Source organism: Ruegeria sp. P8, assembly GCF_056534665.1.
This window is the reverse complement of record NZ_JBQERC010000006.1, coordinates 1-19,786: the sequence shown is the minus strand read 5'-3', so window position 1 is coordinate 19,786 and position 19,786 is coordinate 1. Positions and strand designations below refer to the sequence as shown.

The window sequence follows — 19,786 nt, the reverse complement described above, 5'->3', positions numbered from 1 at the left end:
ATCTGATGAAAACTTTGACTGCTATTGTGGCCCTTTTGGCCGTGTCTACGACAACCAGCATCGCGCAAACGAACCAGGGCATGGACCATTCCAACATGTCCATGTCTTCCGAACAGATGGAAGGGGCGGTTCACGCAAAAGCTTTGGTGAACTCAATTGGCGACGAAACCGCTAACGTCAGCCATGATCCGATCCCCGAGATCGGGTGGCCCGCGATGACGATGGATTTGCAGCTTCTTGAAAATGCCCAGATGATGGGTGAGATTAGCGCCGGTGACGAAGTCACACTGATGTTGGTCAAAAGCGATGGTGGTATGTATGCGATCGGCGCGATCATGAAAAACTGAGTCTGTTGATGCGGCAGCTATTCACCAATGATGTGATTGTTCGCCGTTTCAAGGACTGTAGGAAATTCTATGAACTAAGAGAAATGGAGTAGGAGCCACTCAAGAACCAAATCGTATTTCAACGATCTGTGGCTCTGCTCAAAAGTTATCAGTCCATTGTCGGTTAAAGGCGCTTTAATCAATTCGTTGACTGATTGAAGCCCCAAAGCTCAGAAAATCTTCCGGCTATACTGATTGAACAGAGCAATCCAGGCAAGCAGTACACAAACTGCCAACGCTTCGGTGTCTCCGGCCCGCGCCACTGCAGTTAAACTGCGCAAAATTCTGGAGCTACTTGCGCAGCCCAGTGGAAATCTGACCGACAAGCAAATCCCACCTAAAACATTTCACTATTGGAATGTGTGTACTACAATGTCGCCGAGCTGACTTCATGCGGCCATTCAACGAACCAGCATCGAATTGTCTGAAGCGTTGCCTTGTTGGTTTTTGCTCCAGTCGAAAACGCAGCGCGGAGCGGTCAAAATGAGGATATCTCCAGGGCGATGACTTGGGAAAACGATACGACATGACGGCTAACACAAGAGAGCACTGGGACGATGTCTATGGCGAGAAGTTTGACACCCAATTGAGTTGGCACGAGGATGATCCAGAGATATCGCTTGAACTCATCGAGTTGATCAGAGTGTCTAAGCCTTCATCCGTCATCGACATTGGTGGAGGTACATCTCGTCTTGCTGGAGCGTTGCTTGCGAAGGGGCTCCATGACGTGACAGTTCTCGATCTATCGCAGGTCGCGTTGGACACGGCCCGGGAAAGGTTGGGGCGCGCCGCTGAAACAGTCACTTGGATTTCCGCAGATATAACTTCCTGGGTCCCCGATCGCAGATATGACGTCTGGCATGATAGGGCGGTTTTTCACTTTCTCGTGGATACGTCGCAACGCGCGGCCTATCTGGAAAGCGTGAAGAGAGGGGTAAAAATTGGCGGCCATGTGATCATTGCTACGTTTGCACTTGATGGGCCGGAGACTTGCAGTGGTCTCCCGGTCGCCCGCTATAGTCCGAGCGATATCGCCGTGCTTTTCGAAGACCACTTTGAACTCGTCGCGCATCGCCATCACCTGCACCAAACCCCTTGGGGGGAAAGTCAGTCTTTCCAGTTCAGTGTTCTCCGCCGCTGCGTTTGAGCCCACACCTGATACTGGCCCAAAGCGGTGCGCTTCCAATAAGCTTTCAGAACGTGCCGATTGTGTTCACAAGTTACGTTTGGCCCTCAAAAACTGGCAGAACCACCTTAGCGCACAAGCCGCCAGTTTCTCTGTTTAGCAATTCTATTGTGCCACCATGCGACTGGATGATCGTACGTGCTATCGACAGCCCCAAGCCGGTTCCGCCAGTCTCTCGCGAGCGGGATGTTTCAAGCCGCACAAATGGGTCGAATACCGCATCAAGCATATGCTCGGGGATGCCGGGGCCCTGATCCTGGATCAATATTTTTGCCTCATTCCCCTCTTGCTTGACCGAGACGTCGGCCCGGGCACCATACCGGCAGGCGTTTTCAATGATATTGCGCAGAGCTCGCTTCATCAGCATCGGCCGAAGCGTGACGGCCGGATTGTCTGCTACCGATACCTCAACCACGTTGCCGGCTTGCACAATGTCTTCGGTCGTTTTGGTTACGAATTCACCAATTGGGACGGTACTGGAAGGTTCGCGCGTGGCTACGCCCTTGGCAAATGACAGGGTGGAGTCCACCATATCCTGCATTTCCTCGATGGTCTCGATCAGATGGTCACGGGTCTCCTCTTCCTCCACCAGTTCGGCGCGAACCCGCAATCCCGTCAGAGGCGACCGCAAATCGTGACCCAGCGCCCCCAATAGTCTGGTCCGATCGGCAACATAGCGAGTCAACCTGTCACGCATATGGTTGAACGCCTGCGTCAAATCTCGCACCTCGGTCGGACCAGAAACCGTCAGTTCCTGGACGTCTTCACCGCGACCAAACTGGTCTGCAGCCAGTGACAGGCGGCGCAACGGGCCGGTCAGCCGTGTCAGTAGAAACCAAATGGCTGCTCCAAGAATTAAAGTTGCAGTTAAACCAAAGCTGACGAAGGACTGCAAAGGCCATTGCAGAGGAGGGTTATGGAACCGGGTATCCACGTTGAGCCATTGATCGGTCGTCAGAGCGATCGACAGCTGCATCTCAATTGCGGAAACGTGATCACGCATCATTGCAATGTGCATTTCAGCCATTGTAGACGGAACACCTTCGACCGGCAGCATATCGGGAGAGAACTCATGTAACTCTACCCTGATGGGACGGTTTTCATAGCCTGGCAGAATTCTGCGGATTGTGTTTTCGACCGTCCCACCAGCGCTATGTCCTGTGTGATCGACCGCGGGCGTATCTGTAAGGCTGAAACGCACCAGTGGAGAGCTTGCTGCCCGCAGGATCGCGTCGTGCATCTCGGGTGGAGCTTCTTCAATCAGCCGCGCGATGTTTGCGGCGCGTCCGGCGGTTTCCAGGCCAAGGGCCATATGAACTGCCATTGAGCGTTCGTCGACGAACAGCCACAGGCTGACCAGTTGCGCGGCAGTCAGCGCGGCGATGATCAAAAGGATAAGCTGACCGCGCAGACTTTGGGCAAAGCCTTTCATTCCGTAAGCTCGCGCACGTCGGTCGACAGGCAATAACCGCCGCCCCTTACCGTGGTGATGAGCTTCGGGCGCGTTGGGTCAGCTTCGATCTTGCGACGCAAGCGGCTGACCTGGTTGTCGATCGTACGGTCGAACAAGTGCGGGCTGCGGCCGGCGGTCAAGTCCAGCAGTTCGTCTCGCGACAGGAGTTTGCGGGGCCGCTGCAGGAATACGGCCAGCAGCCGGACATCGGCGGTGGTCAGACTTTCTTCGGCCCCTTCGGCGGATATCAAGGTGCGACTGTCGGCATCCAGAACCCAGCTCCCAAAGGCGATCCGTTTGCCGCTCAGATCGCCAGCCGGAGGGGCGGTGGTTTCGGAACGCCGCAGGATCGCCTTGATCCGGGCCAGCAATTCACGTGGGTTAAATGGTTTGGGCAGGTAGTCATCGGCGCCGATCTCTAAACCCACGATACGGTCGGTGTCATCGCTGAGGGCTGTCAGCATCAGGATCGGCGGGCCACCGGCCGCGGACAGGCGGCGGCAGACCGACAATCCGTTTTCGCCCGGCATCATGATATCGAGTACGATAAGGTCAATCCGACCGGCCGCCAGTCGCGCGTCCATCTCGGTTGCGTCGCGCGCGGTACTGGCGCGCAACCCATTCTTTTCCAGATAACGGCTGACAGCATCACGGATTTCGCGGTGGTCGTCGACAATCAAGATATGTGGTGCTTCGGTCATGGCGCGATCATAGGCCTCGGCGCGGTACAAATCCCGGCTTTTTTGTAACCCTTTGTATCAGTTGGGCCGGCTGCGACACAACGATACAAACCGGGTTGAGTAGGAGGGTGGTGGCGCGGCCGAGGGCGGCCATATGCTTTGTGTAGAAACAAAAACCCGAGAGGTGAAAGTCATGAAAGTTACCTTCACGCTGGCCGCCGGAGCCATTGCCGCGACTTTGATGGCGCTGCCCGCGCTTGCCGCCGGTCAGCATGGCAGCAGCGCGCAGATGCAGGGCCATCAGGGCGGCATGATGCAGGGTGCGCCCGGCGGTATGATGGGCGATCACGCAGGCATGATGCAAGTGATGATGAAAATGCATGGTCAGATGATGGGTGGTATGCATGGTAAGGGTATGATGGGCGGCAACTGGCTGGCGGTTCTGGACATGGAGGTTCTGGACATGGACGAGGACGGTCGCCCGAGCGAATCTGAGATCGCCGAAGGTCTGAAGGCCCGGATGCAGGCGCATGACGTTAATGGAGATGGCAACCTGTCGATTGATGAGTTCGAAGCGCTGCATTCCGGAATGATCCGCGAAACTATGGTGGACCGATTTCAGCATCTGGATGCCAATGGCGATGGCGCGGTGACCACAGGGGAAATCGAGAAAGGCGCGAAGACGATGTCGCCGAAACACGGCATGAAGTCCTCGAAACCTGTGACAAAGTCTTCTGAAACCAACAACTGAAACGCAACCGTGTAGCCGGGTCATCGCACTCGGCCACAAACCACTGAGGAACAAAGCGATGATGGGGTATGGCGCTGGAATGGGGTTTGGCATGATTTGGATGTTGCTGATTGCAGTGTTGATCGTTCTGGCGATCGTGGCACTGGTCAAATACATCGCTAAGTGACCTCGGAATCCGTCACTCCCGTATAGGGGTGGAGGGCTATGTCATAGGAGGAACGAAAGCTGGAAGGCCTGCACAGCAATAGCCGTTTGGTTTTCATCGCGGTTTTGATCGCGTTGCTGATCGCCACCATCTGGTTGTGGCTGTCTGGCGCGTTGGACGCAGGACTATCGCGCGAAGTCATTACTGCGTGGGTGGATTGGGCCGGCCCGTTCGGACCCATTGTCATCATCGGCTTCATGACAGCCGCAGTGGTTGCCAGCCCAATCCCCAGCGCTCCGATCGCTGTCGCCGCCGGGGTGGCATATGGGCATGGGCCGGGAACCGCATTGGTTGCTATCGGGGCGGAGTTGGGGGCGCTGCTGGCGTTCCTGATAGCCCGTTGGTTGGGGCGCGACGCGCTGCGCCGGTGGTTCGGCGACAAGCTGGACATGGGGTTGCTTGGATCGCAGAATGCCCTGATGTTGACCGTGTTCACCAGCCGCCTGATGCCTTTCGTTTCTTTCGACATGGTCAGCTATGCCGCTGGTCTGACCCGACTTCAATTTTGGCGGTTCGCACTGGCCACCTTGGCTGGAATCTTGCCGGCCAGTTTCGTTTTGGCCCATCTGGGCAGCCAGATTACCGAAACCGCGACGGGCGGCACCAGCCTTGCGGTTATCGGGCTTGGGCTGTTGACGGGGGCGCCACTTATTTGGTTGGCTTGGAAACGCAAGATGCCCGTTGGCTCTTCAGACCACGAATTGAGCCAGATCAATGCGACCGATCCAAGCGGTCCTAAACTGTTGGAGAATGGAGGAAACCCTAAGTGATCCGCGCACAATGGATATCAACTGCGACACGGACGGGTCGAGCCATGGGCCGGCTGCAGGTCCTGTTGATCTGTGCGTTGGTGGTTTCGATGCTGATTTCTGTTGTGCCGTCCCATGCCGGGCATGACATCGCGAAGGCCGCCACCCAGGCCGAGCTCGTTATCGATGACAGCGGTGGGTATCCCGCGTCTCATCCATCAGAAGAATTAGACTGCTCAGTGCACCCGGGCTGTTATGCGATGGCAGTTATGGCGGCACCTGAATTGCTCTCGATGCGTATTGCTACGCTCGTAGCGCCAGAACGGTTCCGGCCACGCGCAAGCCTGCCGGTCGCACCACTACCACATCCGCCAAACCTGTCCTGAACGTGACCGGCAATGGCCCCGGAATCGCTCCGGGGTCTTGCCCAAGCCGTTGATTGCGGCCCAACTCAGTTCAGGACACTTACCATGCTTACCATTCTGTACTTTTTCGTCACGGGCGTGGTGCTATTCGCACTGTTGCGCCTGACCTGTGGTCCCTGTGTGATGGGGACACAAGAACATCATCCCGTTGTTCCGGTGACAACCCTTGGCTGGGCGCTCAGCCTGTTTCTGGCCGCAACCTACCTGCTGTGCGTGGCCTTTGACCTGATCTTTCCAAGTTTTGCCATGTACCGGGCTTGGATCGGCCTGATGCCCGGAATGACTTGGCTCAGCCTGCCCTCATTCCTGTTGGGACTGTTATGGGCGTTTCTCTACGGCTGGTACGCCGCGTTGCTGTTCGGCGGACTGTTCAATGTCTTTGCGGCTCGCACAAAACTCAACTGATTGAATGGACAAAGCCATGAAGGCCATCGCTCTGACCCTGCTTTTGACGCCCTTCCTGATGGCCGTCATCTACCGGATTTTTCTGCACGTGCCCGCCAAGGTGCGCGTTTCAGTTGACGAAAGGAAACCTAAATGACCCTGTTCAATCTGGCCGCTGGCCTGTCTGTAGTAGCTTTGACCGCGCCTTCACTCACGCTTGCGGCAACCGTGTTCATTCCCGAAGGCAGCGCGGACTCGGTTCTGGTGATCGACTCCGAAACCGGCAAGACCGTCGAGCGGCTGCCGAGGCTCGTGGCGGTCCATGGGCTGGCCGGCGCGCCCGGCGTTAAGTACTTGGTCGCGGGCAGCTACGCAGAAACCGAGGCCACAACGCCACCAAAACCCGAAGGTATGTCCCAGGACGAACACGCCGCGCACCACGCCAAGCGCGATGTCACCGTGTTGCCCAAAGACAAGGGGCGGAGCCTGCTGACGATCCTTAATGCGGAAACACGCGAGGTCGTCCGCCAGATCGAGGTTCCAGGTGCGGTGCATCACACTGCGGTCTCGCCCGATGGGCAGTTCGCGGTGGCGACCCATCCGGGCGGTGACGGTATTTCGATCGTCGATCTCGATAAGCTCAGCTTCCTTGGTTTCGTAGCAACCGGGCCAATGCCCAACTATGCGGTATTCGCGCCTGACGGCGACAGGGTCTATGTCACCAATACCAGCAACGGTACACTTAGCGAAGTGGATGTCGTCAAAGGCTTCGTCGTACGCAACATCCCCGTCGGCGAAGGCCCTGAGCATCTTGTACTTAACGCCACCGGCAGCGCCGCCTTCGTAGCCGACAGTGATGGTGGCAAGGCCTTCCGCGTAGATCTTGCCAGCGGTTCTGTCACCGAAACCTATGACATAGGAGGCGAGTTGCACGGGATCGGCCTGTCCGACCGCGAGGCCGTACTGTTCGTGGCCGCCAAAGGCACCGACCGGTTGTTGTCGATTGATCTTGCTACGGGCAAACAGCGCTCGACCAACCTGTCACCGGCACCCTATCACCTGACGACCATACCGAACTCAGGCAAAGTGATGGTATCAAGCCGAACCGAACCGAAGGTCTGGATCGTCGATCAAGTCAGCCTGACGGCTATTACCGAAGTGCCGATACTGGGTGAGGGCCACCAGATGGTTGTTCTGCCCTGAAGGACTGTGCCCGGCATTGTGTAATTAAACGGCTCTACGACCAAAGCTTAAACCAGGGAGCAGAACATGACAGAAGACCACGACATCAGAATCCACGCGAACGGTCCGACCGAGATCGCTTACGTCTGCCCCATGCATTCTGACGTGCGTCAATCTGGGCCCGGCGACTGTCCCAAATGCGGGATGCACCTTGTGCCCGAGGGCGAGGTGGATGCGCATGCGCATCACCATCATTCCGCGCATCATGGCGCGACGGACGACAACGGTGAATATGACATCGTTCCGACAGGCTATGACGGACCCGTATATACCTGCCCGATGCATCCGCAGGTGCGGCAAACCCATCCTGGGTCCTGCCCACTCTGCGGCATGGGGTTGGAGCTGGAAAGCGCGGCGATGGTGGACGAGGGGCCGAACCCGGAACTGGTGGATTTCACCCGGCGCCTGTGGGTAGGTGCGGTTCTGACGCTGCCGCTTTTGGTTTTCACGATGGGCCCCTACGTTGGGCTGTCTGGTGTGCGAGAGATTTTTGGTGAGCGAACAACCCTATGGATTGAACTGATACTTGGCACTCCGGTCGTTCTTTGGTGCGGTTGGCCATTTCTGGAACGAGGGTGGAATTCGTTTCGCACCATGAACCTGAACATGTTCTCGTTGATTGCCATGGGGGTTTCGGCCGCGTGGCTGTTCAGCGTTGTCGCCGTATTGATGCCCCACATATTTCCGGACGGTTTTCGAGATTCAGAAGGCCATGTTGGGGTCTATTTCGAGGCTGCCGCAGTTATCGTTACACTTGTTCTGCTCGGGCAGGTGATGGAACTGCGGGCACGCGAAGGCACAGGAAAGGCAATCCGCGCTTTGCTGGACATGGCCGCAAAGACCGCCCGCATTATCCGCCCTGACAGCAGTGAAGAGGAAATTCCGCTTGAAGAAGTACAGGTAGGTGACCGCCTTCGCGTACGCCCCGGCGACAAGGTGCCAGTAGACGGCATTGTACTCGAAGGGCGCTCATCTGTTGACGAAAGCATGATCTCTGGCGAACCGGTTCCGGTCGAAAAGGTACAAGGCGAGCCGGTCACAGGGGCCACAATCAACGGCACCGGTAGTCTTGTAATCGAAGCAACCCGAGTGGGCTCTGACACAATGCTGTCCCAGATTGTCGAAATGGTGGCCAACGCGCAACGCTCGCGCGCACCGATCCAGAAATACGCCGACAAAGTTGCCGGATGGTTCGTGCCAGCGGTCATTGGCATCGCTGTATTGGCCTTCATTGCATGGGCGGTTTGGGGACCGGCTCCGGCACTCTCCTACGCCTTGATCGCAGCGGTGTCGGTACTGATCATAGCTTGCCCGTGCGCGCTTGGCTTGGCCACTCCGATGTCGATCATGACGGCCACGGGGAGAGGTGCACAAGCCGGAGTTTTGATCAAAAACGCCGAAGCTCTGGAACGGTTCGAGAAGGTCGATACCTTGATCGTCGACAAAACTGGCACTCTGACCATGGGCAAGCCGCAGCTGGTGGCTGTGTTACCTGAACCCGGCCATGACGAGGCCGAGGTGCTGCGGCTGGCTGCGACGCTGGAGAAGGGCTCGGAGCACCCGTTAGCTGAGGCAATCGTCACAGGTGCCGAGGAACGTGGCGTGGCCCTGTCCGACGCCAGTGACTTCGAGGCGGTGACTGGTAAAGGCGTGAAAGGCACGGTGGATGGCCGCCCCGTCGCGCTCGGCAACCTGAAACTGGTCACCGATCTCGGACTCGAGGCGACCGATCTGACGGCCAAGGCCGATGCGCGCCGGGATGACGGCGAAACGGTAATGTTCGTGATGCTTGATGGTTCAGTGGCAGGGTTGGTCAGCGTCGCAGACCCGGTCAAGGAAACCACGCCTGCAGCACTGAAAGCACTGCACGAGTTGGGTTTCCGAATTATCATGGCGACTGGCGACAACGAACGCACTGCAAAGGCGGTGGCCGAACGTCTGGGTATCGATGAGATTCGAGCCGACGTTCTACCTGAGGACAAGGCCCGCATAATTCGCGAACTGCAGGAGAAAGGCGCAAAGGTCGCCATGGCGGGTGACGGAGTGAACGACGCACCCGCGTTAGCGCAGTCCGATGTGGGCATCGCCATGGGCACCGGCGCCGACGTGGCGATCGAAAGTGCAGGCTTCACGCTGGTCAACGGTAGCCTCGATGGCATCGTGCGCGCCCGAAGGCTGGCCCGCGCTACCATGCGCAATATCCGGCAGAATCTATTCTTTGCCCTGATCTACAACGCCTCGGGCGTTCCGGTGGCGGCGGGTCTTCTGTTCCCGCTTTTCGGCATCCTGATCAGCCCGATGTTCGCCGCCTTCGCCATGAGCGCTTCGTCGATTTCAGTGGTGTTAAATGCGCTGCGATTGCGGGGGGCGAAGATTTGAGCACGCACAAGCATAGTACGCACGGCGCCAGTGGCGCGCTGAAGCCCGGATCAATCTCGCTGACCGGGGCCGTCGCCATGGGTACCGGCGTTATGATCGGCGCGGGGATATTTGCACTGACCGGACAGATCGCCGGGCTGGCGGGGCCGTGGTTTCCGCTGTCCTTCGTGGTCGGGGCCGTGGTGACGGGTTTCAGCGCTTATACCTATATCGCCATGTCCAACGCCTGGCCCTCATCGGGCGGCATCGCCATGATCCTGACCAAGGCCTACGGGCCCGGGGCGGTTGCGGCGGCGGCCTCGCTGCTGATGGCGCTGTCGATGGTGATCAACGAAAGCCTCGTCGCGCGTACATTCGCGAGCTATGCGCTCCGCCCGTTCAACATCGAGAGCGGACCGCTGGTGCCTTTGGTCGCGGTTGCGCTGATCGTCTTTGCCTATGCGGTGAACCGGTCGGGCAACCGGTCCGTGGGGTTGTGGTCGATCATCATGTCGGCGCTCAAGATCGGCGGGATCGCAATATTCGGCATCGCCGCACTTTGGGCTGCGGGCGGAACCTGGCAGGTTCAGGGCTCGGAACCGGCCGCGCCGCTGGGGTTCGTCGCCTCGGTAGCCCTGTCGATCCTCGCCTTCAAGGGCTTTACCACCATCACCAACAGCGGGGCCGAGATCCTCGACCCGCACCGCAATGTCGGGCGCACCATCATGATCTCGATCGCGATCTGCGCGGTGGTCTACCTGCTGGTCGCCCTTGCCGTCGGTGTCAGCCTGCCGCCCGAGCAAATCCGCGCGGCGCAGGACTATGCCCTGGCCGAGGCTGCCAGGCCGGTGCTGGGGCAGGGCGGGTTCTACCTGACCGTGGCGCTGGCGATGGTGGCGACGGCCTCGGGGCTGATCGCCAGCGTTTTTGCTGTGTCCCGGATGCTGGCGATGCTGACCGACATGAAAATGATCCCGCACAGCCATTTCGGCATGACGGGCAGCATCCAGTCTCACACGCTGATCTACACGGTCGTGATTGCGGGCCTGCTTGCGGTGTTGTTCGACCTGTCTCGCATCGCCTCGTTGGGGGCGTTCTTTTACCTGGTGATGGACATGGCGGTGCATTGGGGTGTCTGGCGACGCTTGCGCGGTCAGATCAAAGCCCGTGGATGGGTCTTGTTAACCGCCCTGGCGCTGGACTGCGTAGTCCTGACCGCGTTCACAATACTCAAGCTGCGCTCCGACCCGATGATCGTAGTATATGCCGTTGCTGGCATCGGCTTGGTCTTCGTCTATGAGCGCATCTTTCTCAAACAATGGATCATCGAAAAGGAGGCAAATCAGCTATGACCCAATCAAATTTCGACGAAACCCGCGCCACACAGGAGACGACCGAAAGGGTCAGCTATGACGTAACGGCCGAAGCGCCCAAAACCGAAGATCAGACGGCCAACGGTGCCAAGCGTAATTGGCTCCCGGTTGTCATTGCGATCGCGTTGGGCGCCGCTGTTCTGGGCTGGGAATACCGCGAGACACTCTATCCTTTGCTCAGTTCTCCGTTGCTGTTCTTGCTGGTCTGCGTGGGCATGCATTTCTTAATGCATCGCGGCCACGGCAAACACTGAGAACGGCGCCCTGTATGGCTGGAGGCTTTGCGGCAAGAACACTGCGCAACAAGGAGCAGCAACGGCCAACTGATCAGAACAAATTTGTAACCCAATAAGGAAGGGAAATTGCCATGTTAGCAAATCCAATTCGGAGAGCAGCAATTGAACTGCACCTGACGGCCGGTGCACTGCCTGTAAAGGCATTGCACGGTGACACCGACGAAGATCACTCTGATGAATAGGGAATGGGGCATCGCGGTGAAGAAGAGGACCAAGGCGACTGATCCACCTCGTCCGAGTCCTATCATTCGATGAACCCGTCCTGACGCACAGGAGGAACAATATGTCTGAATTTTCTGAAAGACAGGCACCTTCAGAGCCTGAAACTCGGCGCGATTTCTTATACTTCGTCACCGGCGGTGCCGCCATCGTGGCCACGGGCACGGCGGTCTGGCCACTTGTTAACAGCATGAACCCCAGTGCAGACATCTCCGCCCAAGCCGTTGTCGACATAGATCTTGAAGGTGTCGGACCAGGAACGAGGATCACTGTTAAATGGAAAGGCAAGCCGATCTTTATAGACCACCGGACTAAAGAGCGGATCGCGCTGGCGATAGCAGAAGACGATGCACCAATGATCGACCCGCAACCTGACGCCGAGCGCGTACAGCGACCGGAATGGCTGGTAGTTATTGGCGTTTGCACCCATCTGGGATGCATACCACTCGGGCAGGGCGGCAGCGAACCCACCGGAGACTGGGACGGTTGGTTCTGTCCGTGTCACGGTTCACATTACGACACGTCTGGTAGAATTCGGAAAGGCCCCGCGCCCCGCAACCTCGATCTGCCCCCTTACGAGTTCGTCACCGACACACGGGTCAAAATTGGGTGACGGCGCGGTGAACTTTGTTCAGAGGCGCGTGCCTCACCAGGTTCGTTTGTCAGTCCTCGAATATCCCTCGATCAGCGCCGCGATGCTATGTGGCGGAATTCGACATGTACCCCGCTTTCTGGAGTTTTCGAGAAGAGACCTCGCCGTCATGTTCTGAACGGAACAATTCTAATCGCTGCGCTCAAGGTTTCTGCTTCGCCCATGTTTAGACATGCCATCTTGCCTTTTGACAGGATCGCATCTGAATTGCGGGTTGAGAGGAAACGCTTTGGTCCTGAACAAGGTGCTATTTCAACCCCGTGTAAGCCGCGCGGCGATCGCGACCTGTCCCAGCGCGGCCAGGATCGCAGCGATGAACACGGCTTCGATGGCGATCATGCTGACCACCACACCGCCCACAAGCGGCGCCAGCGCCGCCGGGGCCGCAAAGCTGTTGAACCACGCGGAATAGGCCGGGCGGCGGTCGTCGGGCGAGATCTCCAGCAAGTAGCCGAGATAGCCGATGGTCACGCCGTTCATCATCGCGCCGATCAGGAAGAACAGCACCGCGAAACTGGTCAGCCCCGAACCCGTGACCACAAGCAGCAAAACCAGCACCGGAGGTCCGAGACGCACCAGTGCCACTATCCCCAGCAGGCGCAATTTGCCCGCCTGGTCTCCGATGTGGCCCCAGAGCGGATTCGAGGCCAGCGCGCCGACAGTCTGCGCCGCCAACAGCGTTCCGACATCCGCCGCCCCGAGGCCGCTGCGGCTGGCGGCAACGACATAGAACGGCAACGCCATCAGCGTCGCTGCACCAAGCCATTGGAAGATCAGGAACAGCCGGAACCGGCGGTCCTGCCGCAGCGTCGAGAAACCTTCGCGCAGAAATCCAGGCAGATTGGCAGGACGGTCCCGTGGCGCCCTTGCAGCGGTAGCGGCCTCACCCGCGGAGACAAAAAGCGTCGCAGAGACGATCATCAGCACCGCGCCGAGCCAGAATATCAGCGCATAGGCCCTGAGCGGCGGCATCACGTCGAGCGCGAGTCGCAGAACGCCCGCCACCAGAACCGCCAGAACACCGCCGCCGAAAAAGCGCCAGGCCAACATCCGGCTGCGGCGCTCGGACGGGATCGCCCGGCCGACGATGTCGTTGTAGGGCACCGCGACCACGCCGCTGGCAAAGGCATAGACCGTCCACAATCCCAGCATCCCGAGCGCCAGCGGAACCGGAGGCCAATCGACCTGAGGCCAGTCGGCCCCCCACCACAGAAGAATACCAATCATCGCGACCGTGATCGCCCGCCCATAGGCACCAAGGGCGTAGAACGGCATCCGCCGATCGGTGCGCTCGGCGAGGTAGCCCACCGCGAACTGGGGCAGCAGCCAGCCAAGACGCAGGACCGTGCTGGCATAGCCCACGGCCAGCGCGCTACCGGTCAGCATATGCACCAGACTGGCCACTACCGTCGCGCTGTCCACCGCCGCCGACCCGCCCTGAAACACCGCACCAGCACCGGCGATCCGCCAAAATCTCGTGTCTTCGGGATTACGCCTTGCCATTCGCCGCCTCTGCCTCCGCCCGGGCGCGGCGGATGTCGATGCCGCTCTGCCACAACACCGTCAGGCCGATCCCGACCACCAGAAGGATCGTCAGCACATAGTTGAACAGGATCATCAGAAGGGCGGTTTCGTCCGGAACGCCAAGCACCTTGAGCGCGAACCCCGCCCCAAAGACAAAGCTCGCCGGGATGCGCACGAAACGACCCAGAACCATGGCGAACCCGGCAAACACCATCAGGAACAGGTAATCCCACGCGCTCAGCACCACGCCAACCGCCAGCCCGGCCCACAGGAAATGGGTTGTCGCCACCAGCTTACCCGCAATGGCTGCGGCAATGGCGGCGATGCGGCGGGCCCGTGCCTGTGGCCAGACAATCCCTTCACCGAGCGCGGTGCGCAGATACGCGCCATCGGCCCCGATGCGGGCGGCAGCCCAGTCGAAGAGTCGGCAGACCAGAGGGTCTTCGCTCAGAAGTGACGCGCGGAACCGGAACAGAACCCAAAGCAGGCTGCCGAAAAGCATCAGGTTCAACAGGCCCGCAACGCTCAATCCCAGCCGCAGGTCACCCTCGATCTGTGGAATCTGGCCGGCGGCGGCCACCGCTCCGGCAAAAAGGGCGAAAACGACGCCGTCGAGGAACCGGGCGATGATCGCGGTTGCAAGCACGGTCGCCATCTTCAAGCGGTCGAGCCGAGCAACCAGCCAGGCCCGGACCAGCGGGCTGATGCCGAGCGGGACAAGGACATTTGCGCCATAACCTGCCAGTAGCGCCCCCGTCAGCCGCAGGGTGCCGACCGGTTTCACGTCGAACAGGATCTGCCGCCACTTCCAGCCGCTCATCAGCTGCTCCAGCAGGATGGTGGCGGCAAGAATCGCGATCCAGAACATGTTGGCTCCGCGCAGGCCCTGCAGAAACAGCGCAAAATCGAGGCTGCCGTAGAGCGCAAACACCAGATAGAGCGCCAGGGCGGAGCCGAATATCGGCAGCAGCCACCGTTTCAGGAAGATCCGCATATGACATCCTCGCAAGCACCAAGACCCCAATGTTTTAACCTCCGTATCATGATACGGTGTCAAGATGCCGGTGAAGGAGGGAGACCGCGATGCAACCACTTAAGATCGGCCAGGCCGCGCGCGAGACCGGGATAGGCGTCGAGACGATCCGATTTTATGAAAGGAAGGGCCTTGTCACTCAGCCGCCGCGCCCAATTGACGGCGGCGCGCGGGACTATGGTGGTGACACGCTTTGGCGGCTGAAATTCATATCCGGCGCTAAGAAGCTCGGATTTTCGCTGGCAGAAATCGCGGAAATTCTGGAGTTGCGCACGGTACCAAATACCGAGTGCGTCGCGATGCAGGCCAGAGCGCGCAAAAAGCGGGACGAAATTCAGGAACGGATCGACGGGCTTGTACGGTTGAGGAACAATCTGGACGAGCTGATAGCGGCGTGTCCGGGGCGTGGTGGAATTCAGAACTGTTCGATCGTGGGTGCCATAGAACGCAGCAGTGAGAAATAGGCGCAATTCCGGCCTTGATCGGAGGGTAGCGGAGTTGCTTGCGAACCGGGTTATTGCCAAGCAAGACCCAGAGTGGCTGGTGCAGCGAAAAAAGGAGAGCGAGGGTTCCGTCTCCGAGCAGAGTTTGCGCCAGATCATTGTGAGAAATCCCTCCGTCGCCCAGAAAGCCATATCTGATGAGTATCCGAGGGTAACGAATATGGCAGTCTCGTATCTGCGATCCGCATTCAACCCTGCCGGTGCGCTTTCACATCGGTTCAAGACAAGTTTTCCCCGGAGGGAACATGACGACGAATAACCTGAGCCGCCGCCGCGTGATGCAAGGAGCCGCGGCCCTTGCGGGAAGCGCGGCGCTTCCCGCCTTCGCGAAAACCGACCGTTTCATCCATGTCCTGAAGGATCCGAATTGCGGATGCTGCGGCTCGTGGATCAAAATCATGCGGGCGGAAGGCTTTGAATTAAGCGTGGAAAACAGTGCCTGGGAGGCCTTGAACGCTTACAAAACCGCCAACGGTATTCCAGAGGGCATGATGTCATGCCACACGGGCCGCGCGGAGGGCTACATGATCGAAGGACACGTCCCGCCCGCTGACATCCGGCGCCTGCTGGGCGAACACCCGGATGCTGTCGGACTGTCGGTTCCCGGAATGCCGTTCGGCTCGCCAGGCATGGGGCCGGAAAGCGAACGCGAAGCCTTTGACGTCTTCCTGATCCGCAAGGATGGAACCACAGAGGTGTTTGCCAGCTACCCGGCCGTATGAAGTCCCGACGGCGCTGGCAAGATCCTGAAAAACACGGCGCTCGCTTGTTCTGCCCGGTTTACGTGACATTCTTCACGGCAAACCAGTTGATCCGTGACTTCACGCCTGCCTTGTCCTACCGGGCAAGTTCCAGCCTACGGTGAAAAAATACCTGCGTCCGCCAAGCCTGATGACCGGCTTTGCGGACAAAACCGACATCCCGGTCGCCGTATCAACCGCAGCATTTGTCGCCCGCCTGAATTGGCGGGCATGGGGCCGATCCGTAGGAACAGTAGACGCAGCAATCGCCGGGAAGTGGCTTCAGGACTTTTCCGCAAGATGTGCATTCGTAGAACCACTGGCACGCATCTGTTGGCATCGTTTCAGGTCTTGAATGTCCACATTCCGGGCAGATGATCGTGCTGACAAGGTTCGGGCGTTCTTCACTCATGGCGTCACATTAAGGTTATCAGGAAATCATTTATTCGGATTTCGTTGAGTACGATAACCCAAGCGATGGTCGTTAACGCAAAACTGCCTGTCAGCCACCATTTGAGGCGGTCGAGTGAACCATGGCGGTACGCGACGATGCCAGAGAGAAACAGCAGGGCCGTCGAACCGCCGAGCACGTAATAACTCGCGGCGGCAATCTTGCCAAATACGGCCAGCCAGCCCCCTCCCAAGCCAAGTAAAATCAAGGCCATCGGCAAGATGCAGCAGGTCGCAACGCCAAATGCGGTAAACGATCCAAGAAAACTCGCCCCTACAAACTTGCTCATAGTCTGCTTTCTCCGACTTTGACGATCTTGAGCGGAAGCCGGTTCGGCTTCCTCGATTTTTGCTTCGTGCGGTTTGCGAAATTCGACATCATGACCGACAATATGCATCCTGTAGTGGCTACAGGTTCAAGGGAAAGGTCATCACATGATTGCGATTGGCGAAGTGGCGAGATTGACCGGCCTGTCGGTCGAGACGATCCGCTACTACGAACGGGAAGGCATAGTCGAGAAAACCGGTCGAACCGCCTCGGGGCGCCGCGCTTACACGGAACGGGAAATATCCGAGCTCAGATTCATCAAACGCTGCCGCGATCTTGGCTTCACTATTCAGGATGCATGCGCACTTCGCGAATTGTCCAAAGCGCCGGAGCAAGCCTGTCGTGACGCCGAAGACGTCGCAACAAAACATCTCGACAAGGTCAGGTCAAAGATCGCCGCTCTCCAACGGCTGGAGCAAGCATTGGTAGAACTTGTGCAGACCTGTACTGAAGGAGCAGCATGCCCCCTGCTAACGGCGTTGCTCAACGAGCCTGTCGTCAAAGATGTCATTAGCGGTCACTAATTGCAGCGCCCGGAAAAACCGAAACTGCCTGTCTCAGTTTGGGGAGGAGCGGCTTCATTGTCCCAGTATTTCGTAACCTTAAGCGATGACGGCCGATCTGTGTTGTATTTTTGTTGAATGAGAGAATTGCGATCAGCTTACCCTCTAGTTCGCGCTGTTAGCTATGCCGGACTGGTGATGGCGTGGATGCTCTGATGCTGTCAACTAAGGAAGAAATACCAAAGAATCTGCAAATTTTTGCCGCTTTACCCCTAGAGGCTAAGAAGCAGTTGCAATGCCTCAAGGCACATGAAGGCTTGGAATAAAATACATTGGCCCCGGAAGTTTGGATACCTTCGAGGAACGAGCATGGAGAAGGCAGATATGACAAATCCCACGTTAGTTCAGAGAATGTTATCGAAAAACCTGCTGGGTTATCTCCCAATGATCTGTTTTATATGCAGCTTTTTTGTGTCTGCCGCTACATTACAAGCCTCTGAGCTTCCCTCGATCGGTCTTGACAGAAAGATTGAAGCGCCATCCGGTGCCAAAACACTATGCAAAGATTACTCTTGGGCGTGCGCGAGCGCTCGTAGTTCTGGTCTGTCCGTGGCACAAGAAAATCAGATCGTTAAAACGATCAACACGCGCGTCAATCGGAGAATCCGTGCCGTTTCGGATCAAAGCCAATACGGGACAAAGGAATACTGGACACTGCCGACGCAAGGGTCAGGAGATTGCGAAGACTTCGCTTTGCAAAAGAAGTTTGAACTTGTGCAGAACGGTGTGGATCCTACGAAGCTACTAATCGCGACCGTCTTGGACACCAATCGCAATGGCCATGCTGTTCTAGTCTATCGCTCGAGTGAAGGCGATTTGGTTCTGGACAATGTTACCAACAGGATCAAAACGTGGAAGGAAACAAGGTATCTTTTCCTACGAATACAGGACCCGATTCACCCTGATCGTTGGGTACAGGTTTCTAGCGGCTAAACCATTGGGTAGACATTGGTTGCCTCTCGCAATTGATGTCACGACCTGCATTGTTCTGGGCGCATAGTTGAGTTTCGATGCTCAGTCCGACTCGTCCATCTGCTTGTGTTTGCACCATTGCGTGTGAACGAATTCGATCCGCGCGCCAGATATCTCGGAGGTGTCGTATTGGCCTACTGTTGGGATTCCGCAAGCCATACACGTAGACAATGGGCGCGTTTCCGCAGCGAAACCTTCCATTTGACCCGCTCAGATTGGAGTATCTCCGTCAAGTAAAGGCCACCGGGTCGAGCGCGTTACGGCGAAGATATCGAACGCCTGATTAGGACGACCATGGAGGCCGTTCATCTACTTTAGGGAAGAACGCAATTATCCCCCAAGGATAAGGGGAAATGCGACGGCTCCGGCACTGCGTCGATGACATTGGAGGAGTTCGAAGACTGGCTGCACCCGGAGATATGCCGTTATCACAACACCCATCACACCGGGTTGCGGCGAGAACCGATGGCGGCATGGGCGATCCTCGGTTGTAGTGACGCAGACAGAAAAGTTGTTAATGCCGAGGCGTTTCGCATCAGCGTACTTCCTTTTGAATGTCGTCGGTTGTCGCTACGCATTCAGTCCCATGATCGGTCGTGGTAACCGAAAGGTAACCATCAAGCACGAACCCCGCTATATGTCCCGGATCTAGACTGTAATTGACGATAGAACGAACCTAGTTACGCGCAACAAGAACCTGTCGCGTCTCGGAATTCGCCTTGGGAGGCGCGGTGCGCGCGGACCTGAAAATAGGCGTGTCATGGCGAGCCGATCCCGGAGGCAATGCTGTTTCAGATTATTGAAGAACAAAGATGTTTCGCGTGAGCTGTTTCCACTTCATCGCCTACCACCTGCTTCAGCTCAGTCTCACGTAGAAACTTAAAAATTTTTTCGTCTGATGGTTGCTTCTTCGCCCTGCCAAATCCCCGTCTCGCACTCGGTGTATTTGCAAAGTTTTCGAGGGCTAGGGCTCATGTGTCCTTCCTGCCTGAGTATGGACTCTTTTCCAGACTTAGAGTCAAAACACGTATTGAAACTGAGCTAACAACCGACCAGCAAATATGAAATCTCAGATGGAAGTTCTCGATCAAGGATCAGCCTGACGCATGTGCCTACCTAACCTCACGCTTTGCAGAACCTGCCGCGACGCGGATTCCACCCTTTATGATCAATTAGCCGCAACGCTGGAGGCATCGGGGGTGCAAGCCGAGTTGCAGCAAGTGGATTGCATGTCCGGTTGTCACCGACCACAGACGTTGGCGGTGCGACAAAGCGGCAAGACCGCCTATCTTTTCGGTGAGGTTACGGTTGTCG

General features: G+C 57.6%; 22 protein-coding genes. 16 read left to right on the top strand and 6 right to left on the bottom strand.

All coding sequences use genetic code 11. From position 1 onward, the window contains the following. The first annotated feature begins 5 nt into the window (after positions 1–5). On the top strand, positions 6–347 hold the full coding sequence (locus tag ACR0BZ_RS09920) for a copper-binding protein (protein WP_209251489.1): 342 nt from the start codon (positions 6–8) through the stop codon (positions 345–347). Between the two features lie 565 nt (positions 348–912). After that, positions 913–1,533 (top strand): class I SAM-dependent methyltransferase, encoded by a 621-nt coding sequence (locus ACR0BZ_RS09915; protein WP_170634705.1) that lies wholly within the window; start codon positions 913–915, stop codon positions 1,531–1,533. 73 nt (positions 1,534–1,606) lie between these two features. On the opposite strand, the gene ACR0BZ_RS09910 is transcribed toward ACR0BZ_RS09915, so the two are convergent. Together ACR0BZ_RS09910 and ACR0BZ_RS09905 are read right to left on the bottom strand one after the other, a co-directional pair. Next, positions 1,607–3,004, bottom strand: a complete 1,398-nt coding sequence (locus tag ACR0BZ_RS09910) for an ATP-binding protein (protein WP_480920125.1) — start codon at positions 3,002–3,004, stop codon at positions 1,607–1,609. Next, positions 3,001–3,726: a response regulator gene (locus ACR0BZ_RS09905; RefSeq protein ID WP_170634701.1), complete on the bottom strand. Its 726-nt coding sequence runs from the start codon at positions 3,724–3,726 to the stop codon at positions 3,001–3,003. The genes ACR0BZ_RS09910 and ACR0BZ_RS09905 overlap by 4 nt, the downstream gene beginning before the upstream one ends. 172 nt (positions 3,727–3,898) lie before the next feature. Here ACR0BZ_RS09905 and ACR0BZ_RS09900 point away from each other — a divergent pair, with 172 nt between their 5' ends. The 9 genes from ACR0BZ_RS09900 to petA all read left to right on the top strand — a co-directional run bounded on the left by ACR0BZ_RS09900 (position 3,899) and on the right by petA (position 12,320). Further along, the gene (locus ACR0BZ_RS09900; protein WP_247748071.1) at positions 3,899–4,456 is read left to right on the top strand and encodes an EF-hand domain-containing protein; all 558 of its coding nucleotides are present in this window, start codon (positions 3,899–3,901) and stop codon (positions 4,454–4,456) included. A 252-nt stretch (positions 4,457–4,708) separates the two neighbouring features. Then, complete coding sequence (locus ACR0BZ_RS09895; RefSeq protein ID WP_371811950.1) at positions 4,709–5,431, top strand: TVP38/TMEM64 family protein; 723 nt, start codon at positions 4,709–4,711, stop codon at positions 5,429–5,431. After that, the gene (locus ACR0BZ_RS09890) at positions 5,428–5,796 is read left to right on the top strand and encodes a hypothetical protein (RefSeq protein ID WP_267362940.1); all 369 of its coding nucleotides are present in this window, start codon (positions 5,428–5,430) and stop codon (positions 5,794–5,796) included. Before ACR0BZ_RS09895 ends, ACR0BZ_RS09890 begins: the two co-directional genes overlap by 4 nt. Before the next feature lie 84 nt (positions 5,797–5,880). Beyond that, the gene (locus tag ACR0BZ_RS09885; RefSeq protein ID WP_170634699.1) at positions 5,881–6,240 is read left to right on the top strand and encodes a hypothetical protein; all 360 of its coding nucleotides are present in this window, start codon (positions 5,881–5,883) and stop codon (positions 6,238–6,240) included. 132 nt (positions 6,241–6,372) lie between these two features. Beyond that, positions 6,373–7,422 (top strand): YncE family protein, encoded by a 1,050-nt coding sequence (locus ACR0BZ_RS09880; protein ID WP_170634697.1) that lies wholly within the window; start codon positions 6,373–6,375, stop codon positions 7,420–7,422. A 132-nt stretch (positions 7,423–7,554) separates the two neighbouring features. After that, positions 7,555–9,840, top strand: coding sequence for a copper-transporting P-type ATPase (locus ACR0BZ_RS09875; RefSeq protein WP_170634748.1), 2,286 nt, complete (start codon positions 7,555–7,557; stop codon positions 9,838–9,840). After that, positions 9,837–11,171 (top strand): APC family permease, encoded by a 1,335-nt coding sequence (locus ACR0BZ_RS09870; RefSeq protein ID WP_267362941.1) that lies wholly within the window; start codon positions 9,837–9,839, stop codon positions 11,169–11,171. Before ACR0BZ_RS09875 ends, ACR0BZ_RS09870 begins: the two co-directional genes overlap by 4 nt. Then, complete coding sequence (locus tag ACR0BZ_RS09865; RefSeq protein WP_170634695.1) at positions 11,168–11,446, top strand: DUF2933 domain-containing protein; 279 nt, start codon at positions 11,168–11,170, stop codon at positions 11,444–11,446. Before ACR0BZ_RS09870 ends, ACR0BZ_RS09865 begins: the two co-directional genes overlap by 4 nt. Positions 11,447–11,771: 325 nt before the next feature. After that, entirely contained in the window at positions 11,772–12,320 is a 549-nt protein-coding gene (gene petA, locus ACR0BZ_RS09860; RefSeq protein WP_170634693.1) for a ubiquinol-cytochrome c reductase iron-sulfur subunit, read from the top strand. A 291-nt stretch (positions 12,321–12,611) separates the two neighbouring features. Here petA and ACR0BZ_RS09855 read toward each other — a convergent pair whose 3' ends face one another. After that, positions 12,612–13,862: an MFS transporter gene (locus ACR0BZ_RS09855; protein ID WP_170634691.1), complete on the bottom strand. Its 1,251-nt coding sequence runs from the start codon at positions 13,860–13,862 to the stop codon at positions 12,612–12,614. After that, a complete protein-coding gene (locus ACR0BZ_RS09850; protein ID WP_170634689.1) occupies positions 13,849–14,877 on the bottom strand; it encodes a lysylphosphatidylglycerol synthase domain-containing protein in 1,029 nt (342 codons plus the stop codon). Before ACR0BZ_RS09850 ends, ACR0BZ_RS09855 begins: the two co-directional genes overlap by 14 nt. An 89-nt stretch (positions 14,878–14,966) precedes the next feature. On the opposite strand from ACR0BZ_RS09850, the gene ACR0BZ_RS09845 reads away from it, so the two are divergent. Continuing rightward, a complete protein-coding gene (locus tag ACR0BZ_RS09845) occupies positions 14,967–15,380 on the top strand; it encodes a heavy metal-responsive transcriptional regulator (RefSeq protein ID WP_170634687.1) in 414 nt (137 codons plus the stop codon). Between the two features lie 284 nt (positions 15,381–15,664). Further along, positions 15,665–16,141, top strand: a complete 477-nt coding sequence (locus ACR0BZ_RS09840) for a DUF411 domain-containing protein (protein ID WP_170634686.1) — start codon at positions 15,665–15,667, stop codon at positions 16,139–16,141. Between the two features lie 211 nt (positions 16,142–16,352). On the opposite strand, the gene ACR0BZ_RS09835 is transcribed toward ACR0BZ_RS09840, so the two are convergent. Next, entirely contained in the window at positions 16,353–16,571 is a 219-nt protein-coding gene (locus ACR0BZ_RS09835; protein ID WP_247748072.1) for a GDCCVxC domain-containing (seleno)protein, read from the bottom strand. A 4-nt stretch (positions 16,572–16,575) separates the two neighbouring features. Beyond that, positions 16,576–17,007 (bottom strand): hypothetical protein, encoded by a 432-nt coding sequence (locus tag ACR0BZ_RS09830; protein WP_475220189.1) that lies wholly within the window; start codon positions 17,005–17,007, stop codon positions 16,576–16,578. A 37-nt stretch (positions 17,008–17,044) separates the two neighbouring features. On the opposite strand from ACR0BZ_RS09830, the gene ACR0BZ_RS09825 reads away from it, so the two are divergent. The 3 genes from ACR0BZ_RS09825 to ACR0BZ_RS09815 form a co-directional block, all read left to right on the top strand. Continuing rightward, positions 17,045–17,461, top strand: a complete 417-nt coding sequence (locus ACR0BZ_RS09825; protein WP_170634682.1) for a MerR family transcriptional regulator — start codon at positions 17,045–17,047, stop codon at positions 17,459–17,461. Positions 17,462–17,809: 348 nt separating this feature from the next. Then, the gene (locus ACR0BZ_RS09820) at positions 17,810–18,433 is read left to right on the top strand and encodes a transglutaminase-like cysteine peptidase (RefSeq protein WP_247748073.1); all 624 of its coding nucleotides are present in this window, start codon (positions 17,810–17,812) and stop codon (positions 18,431–18,433) included. A gap of 1,145 nt (positions 18,434–19,578) precedes the next feature. Next, on the top strand, positions 19,579–19,786 hold a 208-nt coding region (locus tag ACR0BZ_RS09815), incomplete at its 3' end, for a DUF1636 family protein (protein WP_480920124.1).

Excerpts from the sequence above, each read along its gene's own strand:
- petA (WP_170634693.1), top strand. The coding sequence starts at position 11,772 with ATGTCTGAATTTTCTGAAAGACAGGCACCTTCAGAGCCTGAAACTCGG.
- ACR0BZ_RS09820 (WP_247748073.1), top strand. The coding sequence starts at position 17,810 with ATGGAGAAGGCAGATATGACAAATCCCACGTTAGTTCAGAGAATGTTA.
- ACR0BZ_RS09865 (WP_170634695.1), top strand. The coding sequence starts at position 11,168 with ATGACCCAATCAAATTTCGACGAAACCCGCGCCACACAGGAGACGACC.
- ACR0BZ_RS09845 (WP_170634687.1), top strand. The coding sequence starts at position 14,967 with ATGCAACCACTTAAGATCGGCCAGGCCGCGCGCGAGACCGGGATAGGC.
- ACR0BZ_RS09915 (WP_170634705.1), top strand. The coding sequence starts at position 913 with ATGACGGCTAACACAAGAGAGCACTGGGACGATGTCTATGGCGAGAAG.
- ACR0BZ_RS09920 (WP_209251489.1), top strand. The coding sequence starts at position 6 with ATGAAAACTTTGACTGCTATTGTGGCCCTTTTGGCCGTGTCTACGACA.
- ACR0BZ_RS09880 (WP_170634697.1), top strand. The coding sequence starts at position 6,373 with ATGACCCTGTTCAATCTGGCCGCTGGCCTGTCTGTAGTAGCTTTGACC.
- ACR0BZ_RS09825 (WP_170634682.1), top strand. The coding sequence starts at position 17,045 with ATGATTGCGATTGGCGAAGTGGCGAGATTGACCGGCCTGTCGGTCGAG.
- ACR0BZ_RS09840 (WP_170634686.1), top strand. The coding sequence starts at position 15,665 with ATGACGACGAATAACCTGAGCCGCCGCCGCGTGATGCAAGGAGCCGCG.
- ACR0BZ_RS09905 (WP_170634701.1), bottom strand. The coding sequence starts at position 3,726 with ATGACCGAAGCACCACATATCTTGATTGTCGACGACCACCGCGAAATC.
- ACR0BZ_RS09835 (WP_247748072.1), bottom strand. The coding sequence starts at position 16,571 with ATGAGTGAAGAACGCCCGAACCTTGTCAGCACGATCATCTGCCCGGAA.
- ACR0BZ_RS09875 (WP_170634748.1), top strand. The coding sequence starts at position 7,555 with ATGCATTCTGACGTGCGTCAATCTGGGCCCGGCGACTGTCCCAAATGC.
- ACR0BZ_RS09830 (WP_475220189.1), bottom strand. The coding sequence starts at position 17,007 with ATGCATATTGTCGGTCATGATGTCGAATTTCGCAAACCGCACGAAGCA.
- ACR0BZ_RS09900 (WP_247748071.1), top strand. The coding sequence starts at position 3,899 with ATGAAAGTTACCTTCACGCTGGCCGCCGGAGCCATTGCCGCGACTTTG.
- ACR0BZ_RS09885 (WP_170634699.1), top strand. The coding sequence starts at position 5,881 with ATGCTTACCATTCTGTACTTTTTCGTCACGGGCGTGGTGCTATTCGCA.
- ACR0BZ_RS09855 (WP_170634691.1), bottom strand. The coding sequence starts at position 13,862 with ATGGCAAGGCGTAATCCCGAAGACACGAGATTTTGGCGGATCGCCGGT.
- ACR0BZ_RS09910 (WP_480920125.1), bottom strand. The coding sequence starts at position 3,004 with ATGAAAGGCTTTGCCCAAAGTCTGCGCGGTCAGCTTATCCTTTTGATC.
- ACR0BZ_RS09850 (WP_170634689.1), bottom strand. The coding sequence starts at position 14,877 with ATGCGGATCTTCCTGAAACGGTGGCTGCTGCCGATATTCGGCTCCGCC.